The sequence below is a fragment of the Streptomyces sp. NPDC006208 genome, from assembly GCF_040613775.1.
Taxonomy (GTDB): Bacteria; Actinomycetota; Actinomycetes; order Streptomycetales; family Streptomycetaceae; genus Streptomyces.
Window position 1 is genome coordinate 64,628 of the sequence record NZ_JBEXSW010000006.1, and the last position, 13,631, is coordinate 78,258.

Annotated in this window: 12 protein-coding genes; 10 read left to right on the forward strand and 2 right to left on the reverse strand. The window is 71.5% G+C overall.

Annotation, left to right across the window (positions count from 1 at the left end; genetic code table 11):
- On the reverse strand, positions 1-972 hold the full coding sequence (locus tag ABZ208_RS06170) for an antibiotic biosynthesis monooxygenase (protein ID WP_356908382.1): 972 nt from the start codon (positions 970-972) through the stop codon (positions 1-3).
- Between the two features lie 80 nt (positions 973-1,052).
- Here ABZ208_RS06170 and ABZ208_RS06175 point away from each other — a divergent pair, with 80 nt between their 5' ends.
- Positions 1,053-1,619, forward strand: a complete 567-nt coding sequence (locus ABZ208_RS06175) for a nucleoside deaminase (protein WP_356908383.1) — start codon at positions 1,053-1,055, stop codon at positions 1,617-1,619.
- A 98-nt stretch (positions 1,620-1,717) separates the two neighbouring features.
- Here ABZ208_RS06175 and ABZ208_RS06180 read toward each other — a convergent pair whose 3' ends face one another.
- The gene (locus ABZ208_RS06180; protein ID WP_356908384.1) at positions 1,718-3,607 is read right to left on the reverse strand and encodes a nitrate- and nitrite sensing domain-containing protein; all 1,890 of its coding nucleotides are present in this window, start codon (positions 3,605-3,607) and stop codon (positions 1,718-1,720) included.
- Positions 3,608-4,244: 637 nt separating this feature from the next.
- On the opposite strand from ABZ208_RS06180, the gene ABZ208_RS06185 reads away from it, so the two are divergent.
- The 9 genes from ABZ208_RS06185 to ABZ208_RS06225 all read left to right on the forward strand — a co-directional run bounded on the left by ABZ208_RS06185 (position 4,245) and on the right by ABZ208_RS06225 (position 13,609).
- Positions 4,245-5,012, forward strand: coding sequence for a CAP domain-containing protein (locus ABZ208_RS06185; protein ID WP_356908385.1), 768 nt, complete (start codon positions 4,245-4,247; stop codon positions 5,010-5,012).
- 217 nt (positions 5,013-5,229) lie between these two features.
- A complete protein-coding gene (locus ABZ208_RS06190; protein ID WP_356908386.1) occupies positions 5,230-6,657 on the forward strand; it encodes an MFS transporter in 1,428 nt (475 codons plus the stop codon).
- Between the two features lie 343 nt (positions 6,658-7,000).
- Complete coding sequence (locus tag ABZ208_RS06195; RefSeq protein WP_356908387.1) at positions 7,001-7,723, forward strand: ankyrin repeat domain-containing protein; 723 nt, start codon at positions 7,001-7,003, stop codon at positions 7,721-7,723.
- A 77-nt stretch (positions 7,724-7,800) separates the two neighbouring features.
- A complete protein-coding gene (locus ABZ208_RS06200) occupies positions 7,801-8,427 on the forward strand; it encodes a TetR/AcrR family transcriptional regulator (protein WP_356908388.1) in 627 nt (208 codons plus the stop codon).
- On the forward strand, positions 8,424-10,085 hold the full coding sequence (locus ABZ208_RS06205) for an FAD-binding dehydrogenase (RefSeq protein WP_356908389.1): 1,662 nt from the start codon (positions 8,424-8,426) through the stop codon (positions 10,083-10,085). Before ABZ208_RS06200 ends, ABZ208_RS06205 begins: the two co-directional genes overlap by 4 nt.
- Entirely contained in the window at positions 10,082-10,897 is an 816-nt protein-coding gene (locus ABZ208_RS06210; RefSeq protein ID WP_356908390.1) for an SDR family oxidoreductase, read from the forward strand. Before ABZ208_RS06205 ends, ABZ208_RS06210 begins: the two co-directional genes overlap by 4 nt.
- Before the next feature lie 138 nt (positions 10,898-11,035).
- Positions 11,036-11,848, forward strand: a complete 813-nt coding sequence (locus tag ABZ208_RS06215; RefSeq protein ID WP_356908391.1) for an ATP-grasp domain-containing protein — start codon at positions 11,036-11,038, stop codon at positions 11,846-11,848.
- Positions 11,849-11,957: 109 nt separating this feature from the next.
- Positions 11,958-12,377, forward strand: coding sequence for a YciI family protein (locus tag ABZ208_RS06220; RefSeq protein ID WP_356908392.1), 420 nt, complete (start codon positions 11,958-11,960; stop codon positions 12,375-12,377).
- Entirely contained in the window at positions 12,374-13,609 is a 1,236-nt protein-coding gene (locus ABZ208_RS06225; RefSeq protein ID WP_356908393.1) for a sigma-70 family RNA polymerase sigma factor, read from the forward strand. The genes ABZ208_RS06220 and ABZ208_RS06225 overlap by 4 nt, the downstream gene beginning before the upstream one ends.
- The last annotated feature ends 22 nt before the right edge of the window (positions 13,610-13,631 follow it).

Sequence of the window (13,631 nt, forward strand, 5' to 3'; positions counted from 1 at the left end):
TCAGGTGATCAGGGCGAAGAGTACGAGCAGCAGCGCGTAGCACAGCATCACCAGAGCCGCACCCGCTATGTGGACACGCAGGGTGCGTGCCCGGCGGGGCAGCAGCCAGAAGGCCAGCGCGCCGTTCACCAGTGGCATCAGGAGCCACGTCAGAAGGCCGACGCTCAGCAGGTTCCCGATGAAAAGGCCGAGGTAGTCCGGGACACCGGCGTCCCTGAGCGCAACGCCCACCGTCAGATTGAGCACCATGACGCAGGGAAAGAGCGCCAGAAGAACGGCCATGGCCTGCTTCCAGTTGGGCGGGATGCCCTCCTGCTCGCCCTTGCCGAACCGGAACCAGCCGCTGAACGATGATCCGATGTGCCGCATGTTGTAGGTCTCGAAGTATTCGCGCCCCTCGCGCAGAAGCTTCTCGCGATCGTCGGACTTCAGCCACTGATCCAGGTGTTCGCGGGTGTCGAAGCGGAAAGCGACCACCCAGCGGTCCTGGATCCCCTCCACCGGCGCGAACAACTCGGAGCCCATGAAGCCGGGATAACTCTCCTGTACCTTCAGGGCCTTGTCCTGCCAGCGCACGAAGTCCTGCTCCCGGCCCGGCCTCACCTGGTGCGAGATGACTGCCGTCACCACTTCCCTTTCGTCGGCAGGGGCGCCACCGCTGAGAACCTCCTGGGCCGGCTCCTCCTCGAACAGCCCGCGGCCTTCATGGAGAAGTTCCTGGCGCGTGCCGGACCGGAGCCAGGCGCTCAACTGGTCGACACGGGAGAACCGGAACACCACCACCCATTCGTTGTCGCCGCCGGTGGCCGGAGGGTACTGCTCCGTCGCCTCGAACCCGTCGAAGCCTCGTACGGCCCGGTTCATGACCTCCTGCCAACGCTTGTAGTCCTCCTCGCACCCCTGAAGGACCTTCTGGGACGTCACGACGGTGGCACCGGCTCCGGCAGACCCGCGGCTTGCACTGGCGCTCATACCGAGTAGCGTAATTACAAACGGACTTATGGGCCAAATTGGGCTACAAGGGAAATTGGCGCCCGAGTGGAGGTTCGGACATGGGCCACAAGGAGTTCCTGGCAGAAGCGGTGCGGCTGGCGACAGAATCGGTGGAGCAAGGCTGGGGCGGGCCGTTCGGCGCCGTGATCACGCACAACGGTGACATCCTCGCCCGTGGCCAGAACCGCGTGCTCCTGACCGGCGATCCCACCGCACACGCCGAAGTGGAGACCATCCGCAAGGCGGTTCAGCGCCTCAACCCGGAGGCGCCCTCCATCTCGGAGGAGCACCAGAACGAGAGCACTCTCGCCTACGTGCCGCGTCCCGAAGGATCTCCTGACCCGGTGCCCGAGCGGGCCCGGATGCTCCAGGGCTGCTCGATCTACATCAGCGGCGCCCCGTGCCCGATGTGCATGAGCGCCATCTACTGGTCGCGCATCGACAACGTCTTCTTCAGCTGCGATCTGAAGGCCACGCGGGAGATCGGCTTCGACGACGCCTACCAGTACGAGGACTTCGAGAAGCCGATGGACGAACGCCGGATCCATATCGAGCAGATCTACCCGGAGTTGGGCGCGGAAGCATACGCGGCGTGGTCGGGCAAGCCCGACCGGCACCCGTACTGACGGACGGCGCCCCGGCGGCGCACCGCCCGGAAGGACACGGTGCCGTCCGCGACCCGAAGGCCCGCACCGGCCACGAATCGACGTGGCCGGTGCGGTTCTCATCGGGGTGAGCTGGCGGCGGGTTCCGTGTCCGGCGCCTCGATGAGACCGGCGGGCAGGGCGATGTACGCGGTGACTCCGCCGGTGCCGCCCTGCCCCTCGGTGGGACGCAGTTCCACCTGGGCGCCGAGCCTGGCCGCCAGGGTTCCGACCACGTAGTGGCCGAGGTAGCGGGAAGGGGCGACCAGGAAGGGCTCGCGGCCCGCGAGCCGGGCGTTGGAGCGGGCCAGTTCCTCGGCGGTCATGCCCAAGCCCCGGTCGACGACGGCGAGGCAGTACTCGGCGCCGTCGCGCCAGCCGTAGACCTCGACCTGCTGCGTGGGGGGCGAGAAGACCAGGGCGTTCTCCATGAGTTCGGCAAGCAGATGGGAGAGCTCCGCGACGGCGCGGCCACGGATCCTGCTGGGCTCCATGTCGACCACGGCGACACGCTGGTACTGCTCGACCTCGGCGATCGCCGACTGCACCACCTCCGCCGCTGTCACCAGGCCCGACCAGGTGCGCGGCGGCAGCTCCTCCCCCGCGAGCACGAGCAGGGATTCGGCATTGCGGCGCATGCGGGTCGCCAGGTGGTCGAGTTCGAAGAGCCCGCCGAGTGCGTCCGGATCGATCTCCTGACGCTCCAGGGCCGTGATCAGGCCGAGCTGGCGGGAGAGCAGCGCCTGGTTGCGGCGGCCGAGGCTGGCGAGCGACTCCGAGCTGTTGCGGCGCAGCACGGCCTGCTCGGTCGCGAGACCGATCGCCGTGTGCTCGACGTTGTGCAGGGCGCCGGCGAGCCGGGCGAACTCACGGGCCCCGTCGGGCACCCGGCGCCGCGGCGCGGCGGCGAGTTCGTCCCGCGCGTCGGCCTCCTGGATCCGGGCCACGGCGGCGGGCAGCCCGTCACGCGCGACCGAGTCGGCCTCGTCGGCGAGTGCGACGAGGGGCCGGGTGATCGAGCGGGCGGAGAGCACGGCGAGCGCGGTGACGACGGCGACGATCAGCAGCCCGAGGGCGATGAAGCCGCCCAGCTGTCCGGTGGCCTCGTCCCCGGCCTCCTCGGCGCGCGCCCTTGTCTCGTCGCCGATGCGCCGCTGGACGACGTGGAGTTGATCGACGAGGGCCGTCATCGAGGACCACCAGCTGCTCGGTTTCACGTCGAGCCGGTCGCCGTCCGCGCCTCGCTCCGCCTGTTTCTCGTAGCCGAGGGCGCGCCGGGCCTCGGGGGTTTCGAAGGCGGCATCGAGCGCGGACTGCTGGGCGGGGGTGGCGAGTTCGGCGTACTGGGCGAGGGAGGCCAGCCGGTCCGCCCGTACCTCGGTGAAGTCGAGGAACTCGCTCCCCTTGAACCGGCCTGCCGCGAAGACGCCGTTGAGGAAGCCGCGCTCGAGAGCGACCGCCTCGGTGGCGCGCGCGAGGGCCTCCAGGGCGCCCATCGACTCGGCGACGACTCCCTCACCCCGAGCCGGTCCGGCCGCCGCGGCACCGATCAGCTGGTCGATCGCCTCGGTGTAGGCGGCCAGGGTCGGGGCACGCTGTGCGGTGCCGTTGTCGACCTGGGTGCGTACCCCGGCCAGGGCCCCGACCGGGACGAGCGCGTCACGTAAGGCGCCGGCGGTGTCCGCACCCGCGCCGCCCGCTTCGAGCAGGGCGTCGAACCCTTTGCGGCCGGTGTCGGTGCGTGCGCGCTGGACGTCGACGTCGTCGCGGTACTCCGCGGCGCCGCCCAGCAGCCCATTGGTGAGGCCGCGCTCGCGCTGCAGCTCGCGCACGAGGTCCTGGGCCTTGATGACGAGTTCCACCCGGGCGGCGGTCTCGCGCGACGCGGACCAGTCGGCCGCCCGGTCGGCGACACCGAGGCCGGTCACGATCAGCAGCAGACAGGTGGGTACGGCGAGCACAACGGCCACCCGGCCGCGGATGGTGCTCCAGCCGGGCAGAGCGGGCGGACGCGGCAGAGGCCGGCGACTCCGCGTGACAGATCGAGTACGCATCACGCGGACAACGCTACGAACCGGGGTGCCCGGCAGGGTTTCGTGACGGTTAGAGGCTGGTTATTCCCGGATCACAGCGGGCCGCACGGCTCCGGGCCCCGTACGCCACCTCCCTGTAACCCGCCAGGGCCGGCCAAAAGGGGCGACGCCATGACATGCGTCACACCCACTTCCGGTACTAAGGCTACGGAATAGTAGATGTGTCCCGGGCGACAAAAGGTACTTGTCCGTCTTGGCATAGATATGCCTCACGTAAGTATTCGCGACATTCGACCCGCTCGGCACTTTCGCCCGTTCATCGAGCTCACAGGGGTTTCTGACCCGGCATCAGCTTGTACCGGAAGATCCGGAAACCGGGCCTGCATGCCCGTGCACCCGTGACAAGAGCCGTCCATCGCTACGAGCCGGGGTAGTGGTGAGGCTCGTTGCCCTGCGCGTCCAGCGGTTCTAACAATGGCGGCCCGCAAGGCGTCTCCGCAGCTCAGGCACAGGGTTCTGTGCCGGCTGACCGCATCCGGGGACGAGCTCCGCGATTTACCTAGCGAGGTCAGGCATGAGGAAGCACCGCAGGACGACCCACTACCGGAAGATAACGATCACTGCCGTCGCCCTGAGCGCCGTGGCAGTGCCCTCCGCCGCCATGGCCTGTTGGGATCCCCAGGCAAGCCAGGAAAACCGGTCCGCCGGGCAGTGGGAGCGGACCTCCCACGGCGACTGGGAGCGATCCCACGGCGAGTGGGACCGGCCGTCTTCCGACAAGCGGTGGTCGCAGGCCGACCGCGACAGGAAGCCGGCCGCCCCGGCGACCAAGGCTCCCGCCGAGAAGCCGAGCGCCCCCGCGACGAAGGCACCCGCCCCCGAGGCCAAGAAGCCGGCCGCGCCCGCCACGAAGCCGCCCGCCAAGGCGACCCCGAGCAAGCCGAGCACTCCGGCGGCCCCGGCGTCCGGGGATGTGGCCCGCGTCGTGCAGCTGGTCAACGCCGAGCGCAGCAAGGTCGGATGCTCACCGGTCACCGTCAACGCGAAGCTGACCAAGGCCGCTGAGGCGCACAGCAAGGACATGGCGTCCCACAGCAACATGTCGCACACGGGCTCCGACGGCTCCTCGCCGGGCGACCGCATCACGCGCGCCGGCTACACCTGGAGCACGTACGGCGAGAACGTGGCCTACGGCTATGACTCGCCCGAGAGCGTCATGGCGGGCTGGATGGCCAGTCCGGGCCACAAGGAGAACATCCTGAACTGCGCGTTCAAGGAGATCGGGGTCGCGCTCGCGCAGCCCAACAGCTACTGGACGCAGGACTTCGGAACGGCCCGCTGAGGGACCCGACGAACCGGCGAAGGCCCCGCGCCCATCGGCGCAGCATGAGCTACAGGGGCCTTCGCCGTTCTCCGTTCCGGGCCCGGGTCATTCCGCTTCGGATCGGTAGCACCTCGGACCGCGCCTCGAACCGCGCCTCGGAGCCCGCTTCGGGTCACGCTTCAGTTCATTTGTGGTGAATCACCGCATTGACGGACAGGCTCCGTAAAGTCGCCCCATGGCTCGGCCGAGGGCAGCGAGGGATGCGGAGGCCGCACCCGGCCTCCGGCAGGAGCGGTGGGTGCTGGCTGCGTCGAGCCTCGCGCTGGCCATGACGTTCGTCGACGAGACGGTCGTCGGGGTGGCCCTCCCCACGATCCGGGACGACCTCGGTATCAGCGTCGCGCTCTCGCACTGGGTGCCCAACGCCTACATCCTCGCCTTCGCCTCTCTCGCCGCCGCGGGCGGCCGGTTCGGCGACCTCTTCGGTACGCGGCGGATGTTCCTGCTCGGCACTCTGGCCTTCGCCGTCGCCTCACTGCTGTGCGGACTGGCCGACAGCGGCGGGGCACTGGTGGTGGCCCGCGCGGTCCAGGGCGCCGCGGCGGCCGCCATGCTGCCCCAGACGATGGCGATCATCACGAACACCTTCCCGGCGGACCGGCTGGGCAAGGCGATCGGGACGTATGTCGGCGCCGCCTCGGTCGCGCTCGCCGCCGGTCCGTTGTTGGGCGGCCTGCTCACCGAGCACCTCGGCTGGCGCTGGATCTTCTTCGTGAACCTCGTGCCCGCGGCAGCCGTCCTCCTGATCGCGTGCACCGTGATCGGCCGGCAGCCCGCGGGCGCGTCATCGGGAGGCTTCGACGGCTGGGGCCTGGTCACCTCCGTGGCAGGTCTCGGGGCCGTGGTGACCGCGCTCATGCAGTCCGGCGGCCAGGGCCCCTCCGCTGTCGCGGTGCTCGCGCTGCTCGGGGCCGGCCTGGTGCTGCTGGGCGTGTTCGTACGCATCGAGACGCGCCGCAGGGTGCCGCTGGTGGACGTGGGACTGCTGGCCGAGCGCCGGTTCGCGGGCTCGGCGGTCATGGTTCTCTCTGCGCAGTTCAGCTTCCTCGCGGCGGTGATCTACGGGGCCGTCTATGTGCAGGACTCGCTCGGGCTCAGCCCGTCGGCCGCAGGACTCGCGATGCTGCCCGCCATGGCGCCGACCGTGGTGCTCGCACCGGCCACCGGGGCGCTGTCCCGGCGCTTCGGCGCCCGGACCCTGACGGTGGCGGGCGCGGTGGGCGGCGCGCTGGGCTTCGCCCTCATGGGTGCCGCGGTCGAGGTCAGGAGTTACTGGCCCTTCGGTGCGGCTCTGCTGGTCTGGGGCATGTCGATCCCGTTCATCTACAACCCCGCCATGTCGGTCGCCATGGCCGCACCGCCGACGAGCCGTCGCGGCGGTGCGTCCGGGCTTCTGGAGATGTGCCTGCAGGTCGGCGGAACGCTCGGCACCGCGGTCGTGGGGGCGACGCTCCTGTCCGCCCACTCGGGGCGGGCGCCGCTGCCGGGTGACGCGTTCGCCACCGGGTTCTTCCTCACGGCGGGGGTGCTGGCGGCCGCCGCGCTGACCCAGACGCTGCTGATGGTCTCCGGCCGCCCGGCGGGCCGCGCCACGCCGCCGTGAGATGCGACGAACTCGTGCCAAGAGGCTGGCGGGGGCCTCGGTGGAGGCGGGGGTCCAGGGGCCGCCCGCGTCCACCGAGGCCACCACGGATCAGTACGTAGCTCGGGGACCGCCGACTCATCGGCGTACGTGGCGGCCCCGGGTCACGCCGGGCCGGACACGACCGGCGAGGTCACCCCGGGCCGTCACCGTCGGCGAACTCGTCCGTGGCCGACGGGCCGGCGCCACATGCCGGTCGGGCGGCGGCCCATCATGGTCCTCCCGGTACCCGCGGCCGGTCGCGACCCCACCGTCGCTTCTCTCCGGGTTCCCCCTGTCGACACCAGCCCCAGGAGGCCGGCCCGTGCAGAAGCTCGACGCGCAGGACCCCGTCGCCGTCACCGAAGCGATCCGGAGCGGGCACCTGCCTGAGCTGCGGCGGCTGCTGGACAGGCATCCGGGGCTCGCCTCCGCGCGGATCGTGCAGGAGCCGCGCGAAGGATGCGGCGGAGCGGGCGGGCGGAGTCTGCTGCATCTCGCCACCGACTGGCCGGGACACTTTCCGAACGGGCCGCAGGTCGTCGCCCTTCTCGTACGCGCCGGTGCCGATCCCGACGCGCGGTTCGCGGGTGCCCATGCCGAGACTCCACTGCACTGGGCCGCCAGCAGCAACGACGTCGCCGTGCTGGACGCGCTGATCGAGGCAGGGGCCGACATCGAGGCCACCGGCGGCGTCATCGGGGCCGGTACGCCACTGGCCGACGCGCGCGGGTTCGGGCAGTGGGAGGCCGCGCACCGGCTGCTCGGGCACGGAGCGCGGGTCACGCTGGAGGACGCCGCGACGCTGGGGCTCGTCGGACAGGTCGAGGAGTTCCTCGCCGGGGACGAGCCGCCGACCGCCGACGAGGTGACCTCGGCCTTCTGGGGCGCATGTCATGGCGGACAGCTCGCGGTCGCACGACTGCTGCACGCGCACGGCGCGGACGTGGATCGGATCGGCCACGGCGGTGCCCGGCCCGTCGACATCGCCGCGGCACAAGGGGCCGAGGACGTCGTCCGATGGCTGCGGGAGCACGGCGCCGAGTAGCGCGGGAAGGCCGCGCACGGGCCTTGTCGATACATGCATGCATCGAATACGTTCATGTACTGAAAGAGGGAGAGGCGATGTCCGCAACAGCCCCCAAGCGCGTCACCGCGCGCCGCGCGCAGACGCGGCGGCGGCTGCTCGACGCCGCGCTCGAGGTGTTCGCCGATGAGGGCTTCGGGCGCTCGACCGTGGAGCAGGTCTGCGAGCGCGCGGGCTACACGCGCGGCGCGTTCTACTCCAACTTCACCTCGCTGGACGAGCTGTTCCTCGCCATGTGGGAGGAGCGCTCACAGCGCATGCTCGCCGACGCACGCGAGGCGCTGGACAAGGTGTCGTCCCAGGCGCCGGAGGAGGCGATGCGGGCCGTGCTCGCCGCGATCCCCGTCGACGACGCCTGGTACCGGGTGACGGCCGAGTTCACCGCGCACGCGCTGCGCAATCCGTCGCTGCGGCGCGTGATGGCCGCGCGCGAGCAGTCGATCCTCGACACGCTCCTGCCCTTCGTGGTCGAGGCGCTCGCGAGGACCGGACGGCGCGTCGGGGACGAGGCGGCGCTCGGGCACGCGCTCGTCGCCGTGCACGACGGCACCGCCGTACAGGTGCTGCTCGAACCCGGCAGCGAGGTCGTGCGCCGCCGGCGCGAGGAGCTGTTCATGAACGTGCTGCACGCGTACAGCACGCCGATCACCGAGGAGCCGCAATGAGCGACGACGCCGATGTCATCGTGGTGGGTGCCGGTCTTGCCGGGCTGGTCGCAACATACGAACTGACCCGTGCCGGGCGGCGGGTGACCGTCGTCGACCAGGAGAACGAGGCCAATCTGGGCGGCCAGGCGTTCTGGTCGCTCGGCGGGCTGTTCCTCGTCGACAGCCCCGAGCAGCGCCGCATGGGCATCAAGGACTCCCGCGACCTCGCACTCGCCGACTGGCTCGGCTCGGCCGCCTTCGACCGGGACCGTGAGGACCACTGGCCGCGGCAGTGGGCACACGCGTACGTGGACTTCGCCGCCGGTGAGAAGCGGGACTACCTGCACCGGCTCGGACTGCGCGTGATGCCGACGGTCGGCTGGGCGGAGCGCGGCGCGGGCACCGCGGGCGGCCACGGCAATTCCGTACCCCGCTTCCACCTCACCTGGGGCACCGGGCCCGAGGTCGTCCGGGTGTTCCGCGAGCCCGTGCTCGAGGCCGCCGCACGCGGCCTGGTCACCTTCAAGTACCGCCATCAGGTCGACTCCCTGATCGTCGAGAACGGCGCCGCGGTCGGCGTGCGCGGGACGGTCCTCGTTCCCTCCTCGGAGTCCCGCGGCGTCGCCTCGTCCCGCGAGGCGGCGGGCGAGTTCGAGCTGCGCGCCCAGGCCGTGGTCGTCACGTCCGGCGGGATCGGCGGCAACCCGGAGCTCGTACGCAAGAACTGGCCGGCCGAGCGCATCGGACCCGCCCCCGCATCGATGATCACCGGCGTCCCGGCGCACGTCGACGGCCGGATGCTGGAGATCACCGAGAGCGCGGGCGGCTCGATCGTCAACCGCGACCGTATGTGGCACTACACCGAGGGCATCAAGAACTGGGACCCGATCTGGCCCGATCACGCGATACGCATCATCCCGGGGCCCTCGTCGCTGTGGCTCGACGCGACCGGCCGGCGGCTTCCGGTGCCGCTGTTCCCCGGGCACGACACGCTCGGCACGCTGAAGCACATCGTGGGTACGGGCCATGACCACACCTGGTTCGTCCTCACCCGCTCGATCGTGGAGAAGGAGTTCGCGCTCTCCGGGTCCGAGCAGAATCCGGACATCACCGGCAAGGACCTGAAGCTCGTGCTGTCCCGGGGCAGGAAGGGCGCTCCCGGCCCCGTACAGGCTTTCCTCGACCACGGCGAGGACTTCGTCGTACGGCGCACCCTCAAGGAGCTCGTCGAGGGCATGAACGCGATCTCGCCGGGCCCGCAGCTCGATCTCGCCCAGGTCGAGCGGGAGGTCGTGGCGCGCGACCGGGAGGTCGGCAACGCGTACTCCAAGGACTTCCAGCTGATGTCGGTCAGGAACGCCCGCGCCTACTGGCCCGACAAGATCACCCGGGTCGCCAAACCGCACCGGCTGCTCGATCCGGCACACGGTCCGCTGATCGCCGTACGGCTGCATCTGCTGACCCGCAAGACCCTCGGCGGGCTCGAGACCACGCTCGACTCGCAGGTCGTGCGCCCCGACGGCTCCGTCTTCGACGGGCTGTACGCGGCGGGCGAGGTCGCCGGGTTCGGCGGCGGCGGTGTGCACGGCTACAACGCGCTGGAGGGCACCTTCCTCGGCGGCTGCATCTTCTCCGGGCGCGCGGCGGGCCGCGCCCTCGCCGGGGGCCTCGCATGAGCGCCCCCGCACCCGGCGCGGGCCGCACCGCGCTGGTGACGGGCGCCTCCTCCGGCATCGGCGCGGCCGTGGCCGCGGCGCTCGTCGCACGCGGCTACCGCGTGGTCGGCACAAGCCGCAGTCCGAAGACGGTCACCGAGCCGGTCCCCGGCGTGGAGTACGTCGCGCTCGACCTCACCGACAACGCCTCCATCGAGGCGTGCGCGGCAGCGGCGGGCGAGGTCGACGTCCTGGTCAACAACGCGGGCGAGAGCCAGAACGGGCCGATCGAGGAACTGCCCATGGAAGCGGTCGAGCGGCTGTTCCGGCTCAATGTCTTCGGCGCCGTACGGCTCACCCAGCTCGTGCTGCCCGGCATGCGCGCCCGCGGTCACGGCCGCGTCGTCATGGTCGGTTCGATGCTGGCCAGCTTCCCGCTGGCGTACCGCTCCTCGTACGTGGCCTCCAAGGCCGCGATCAAGGGCTTCGCCCATGCCGCGCGGCGCGAGGTCGCGCCGTACGGCATCGGGATCACCACCGTCGAACCCGGTTCCATCAGGACCGGCATCAGCGAGCGGCGCACGCAGTACCTGGCCGACGGCTCGCCCTTCGAGGCCGAGTACCGCACCATGCTGGCCGCGCTGAACGCCAACGAGGCGAACGGCATCTCGGCCGGGCAGGTCGCCGTCACCGTGGTCCGCGCGATCGAGGCCGCGCGGCCGAAGCCGCTGTACGCGGTGGGCAGCAACGCGCCCGCGGTGTTCGCGCTGCGCCGGCTGCTGCCGCGGGCGGCGGTCGAGCGGATGGTGGCCCGCAGACACGGGCTGCGCTGAGCTCCGGGAAGTCTTCAGGCCTGGCGGTCACACGCCGCTGCGCGCCCCGGCCACCCGCGCCCGCCGCCGAATGCCGGAGCGTTCTCGAAGGCATGCCTTGTACGGTGAGCGACTCGGCATGGGGGAGTGACGTCGGTGATGAACGGGAACACGGCGCCGGGGGTGCTGCTCACCTCCGTGCAGGAAACCTCCACGACCGCGCTGCTGGCGCGGGCTGCCGCGCGGCGCGGCATGGACGTCCGTGTCGTCACCGGCCCGGGCTCGCTCGACGGCTTGGGCGGCCGCCACGTGCACTGGTACGGAGGGCCGATCGCCGCGGCGCGGATCAGCGGCCAGGTCGGTCTCGCGCTGCTGGAGCCGCCCGACGACTGGCTCGTGCGGCTGCCGCACGAGTACACCCGGCGACGGATGGAGCTGACCACGCTTTCGGAGGCCTGGACCGCGCGCAGTCCGGTCTTCGTCAAGCCGCCCAGCGACAAGACGCTGCCGGCCGCCGTGTACGCGGACGGCGCGAGGCTGCCCCGCGCCGGCGACGGCATCGGGCCGGACACGCCGGTGCTGGTCTCCGACGTGGTGACGTTCGCCGTCGAGTACCGGCTGTTCGTGCTCGACGGGCAGGTCGCGGCGGCGAGCCGGTACGCCACCTTCGGCCGCCTCGACACGGCCCCACTCCACCCGGACCGCCCCCGCGACCGGGACGCCCTGCGCTTCGCCGGGCGCCTGCTCGACGCCGTCGCGGACTCGCTGCCCAGCGCGGTGACCGTCGACATCGGACTCGTACTGGACCCGGACACCGGGCAGGAACACTGGGCCACGGTGGAGGCGAACATGCCCTGGTTCTCGCACAGCTACTGCGCGGACGACGGCCCGGTTCTCGATGTCGTGCTGCGGGCAGCGGGCCCACGCGACCGGGTCGTCGCCCGTGACCTGCGGTTTCTACGAGCCGGGTGAACTTCCCCGGAAAAAGTCCGGCGCGCCTGTCGAGAATCCGTCACCGGCTCCGACGTCCCCTGTGAAAGTTGCCCACAAGGGCGACCACTCATCCCGAGGGAGCACGACCATGAAGTACCTGGTGATGGTGCAGGGCACGCAGGCCGACTACGAGGCGATGCGCGGGAAGCCGTCCGAGCACTCCCCGGTGTGGAGCGAGAAGGACATGCAGTCCATGTTCGCCTTCATGCAGGCCGTCAACGACGACCTCGCCGAGTCCGGGGAGCTCGTGGACGCGCAGGGACTGGTCGAGCCCGCGCGGACCCGCCACGTCAGGGCGGGCAAGGACGGCCGGCCGGTCATCACCGACGGGCCGTACAGCGAGACCAAGGAACTTCTCGCCGGCTACTGGGTCCTGGAGTGCGAGAGCCTGGAGAGGGTCACGGAGATCGCGGCGCGCGTCGCCCAGTGCCCGGTCCCCGAGGGCAGCCCCGACTACCCCGTGGTCATCCGGCCCATCGACAACGGCGGAGGCGATGTGTGCGGGTGAGAGGTACGAGAGAGGTCGAGGACCTGCTGCGCCGCCACGCGCCGCAGGTCCTCGGCGCGCTGGTACGCCGGTACGGCCACTTCGATCTGGCCGAGGACTCCGTGCAGGAGGCGCTGCTGGCGGCCGCGCAGCAGTGGCCCGACGACGGCGTTCCCGCCAATCCGCGCGGCTGGCTGATCCGGGTCGCCGCCCGCAGGCTGACCGATCTGCTGCGCAGCGAGGAGGCGCGCCGCCGCCGGGAGGAGTCGGCCGCCCGGCTCACCCCGCGGGACGCCTTCACGGCGCCGCCCCCCGGTGAGGGCCGCGCGCCGTCCGAGGACGACACCCTCACACTGCTCTTCCTGTGCTGCCACCCCGAACTGTCCCCCGCCGCGCAGATCGCGCTCACCCTGCGGGCCGTGGGCGGCCTGACGACGCTGGAGATCGCCCGGGCGCATCTGGTACCGGAGGCCACGATGGCGCAGCGCATCAGCCGGGCCAAGCAGAAGATCAAGAGGGTGCCGTTCCGGCAGCCTTCTCCCGCGGACCGCAACGCCCGCCTCGCGGTGGTCCTCCAGGTCCTCTATCTGATCTACAACGAGGGGTACACGGCGACCACCGGCCGCGACCTGCACCGCTCCGACCTCGCAGGCGAGGCGATCCGGCTGGCCCGCGCGGTGCGCCGGCTGCTGCCCGAGGAGGGCGCGGTCACCGGTCTGCTGGCACTGATGCTGCTCACCGAGGCCCGCAGTGCGGCCCGCACCGGCCCCCACGGCGAACTGATCCCGCTCGACGAACAGGACCGCGACCGCTGGGACCGGGAAGCGATCGCCGAGGGCACCGCGCTGGTGGAAGAGGCGCTGTCGCAGAGCCCGGCCGGCGCATACCAGCTGCAGGCGGCGATCGCGGCGCTCCACGACGAGGCGGCGACCGCCGGCGCCACCGACTGGCCGCAGATCCTCGCCCTGTACGACCTGCTCGTGGAGCGGGCCCCGGAGCCGATGGCGCGGCTGGGGCGGGCGGTCGCGGTGGCGATGGTGCAGGGACCGCGGGCAGGGCTGGCCGACATCGCCGAGCTGGAGGACCGGCTGGCGGGCCACTACCGGCTGGACGCGGTACGCGCGCATCTGCTGGAGAAGGCGGGCGACACCGAAGCCGCCCGCGCGGCCTACGAGTCGGCGGCGCAACGCACGCTGAGCGTGCCCGAGGCCCGATACCTCCAGATGCGGGCGGCCCGGCTGGAAGGCGGCTGAACGGGCCCGGTTCGCGCACTCC

Coding starts and splice junctions, on each gene's coding strand:
- ABZ208_RS06205 (WP_356908389.1), top strand. CDS start 8,424: ATGAGCGACGACGCCGATGTCATCGTGGTGGGTGCCGGTCTTGCCGGG.
- ABZ208_RS06175 (WP_356908383.1), top strand. CDS start 1,053: ATGGGCCACAAGGAGTTCCTGGCAGAAGCGGTGCGGCTGGCGACAGAA.
- ABZ208_RS06220 (WP_356908392.1), top strand. CDS start 11,958: ATGAAGTACCTGGTGATGGTGCAGGGCACGCAGGCCGACTACGAGGCG.
- ABZ208_RS06190 (WP_356908386.1), top strand. CDS start 5,230: ATGGCTCGGCCGAGGGCAGCGAGGGATGCGGAGGCCGCACCCGGCCTC.
- ABZ208_RS06185 (WP_356908385.1), top strand. CDS start 4,245: ATGAGGAAGCACCGCAGGACGACCCACTACCGGAAGATAACGATCACT.
- ABZ208_RS06200 (WP_356908388.1), top strand. CDS start 7,801: ATGTCCGCAACAGCCCCCAAGCGCGTCACCGCGCGCCGCGCGCAGACG.
- ABZ208_RS06215 (WP_356908391.1), top strand. CDS start 11,036: ATGAACGGGAACACGGCGCCGGGGGTGCTGCTCACCTCCGTGCAGGAA.
- ABZ208_RS06170 (WP_356908382.1), bottom strand. CDS start 972: ATGAGCGCCAGTGCAAGCCGCGGGTCTGCCGGAGCCGGTGCCACCGTC.
- ABZ208_RS06210 (WP_356908390.1), top strand. CDS start 10,082: ATGAGCGCCCCCGCACCCGGCGCGGGCCGCACCGCGCTGGTGACGGGC.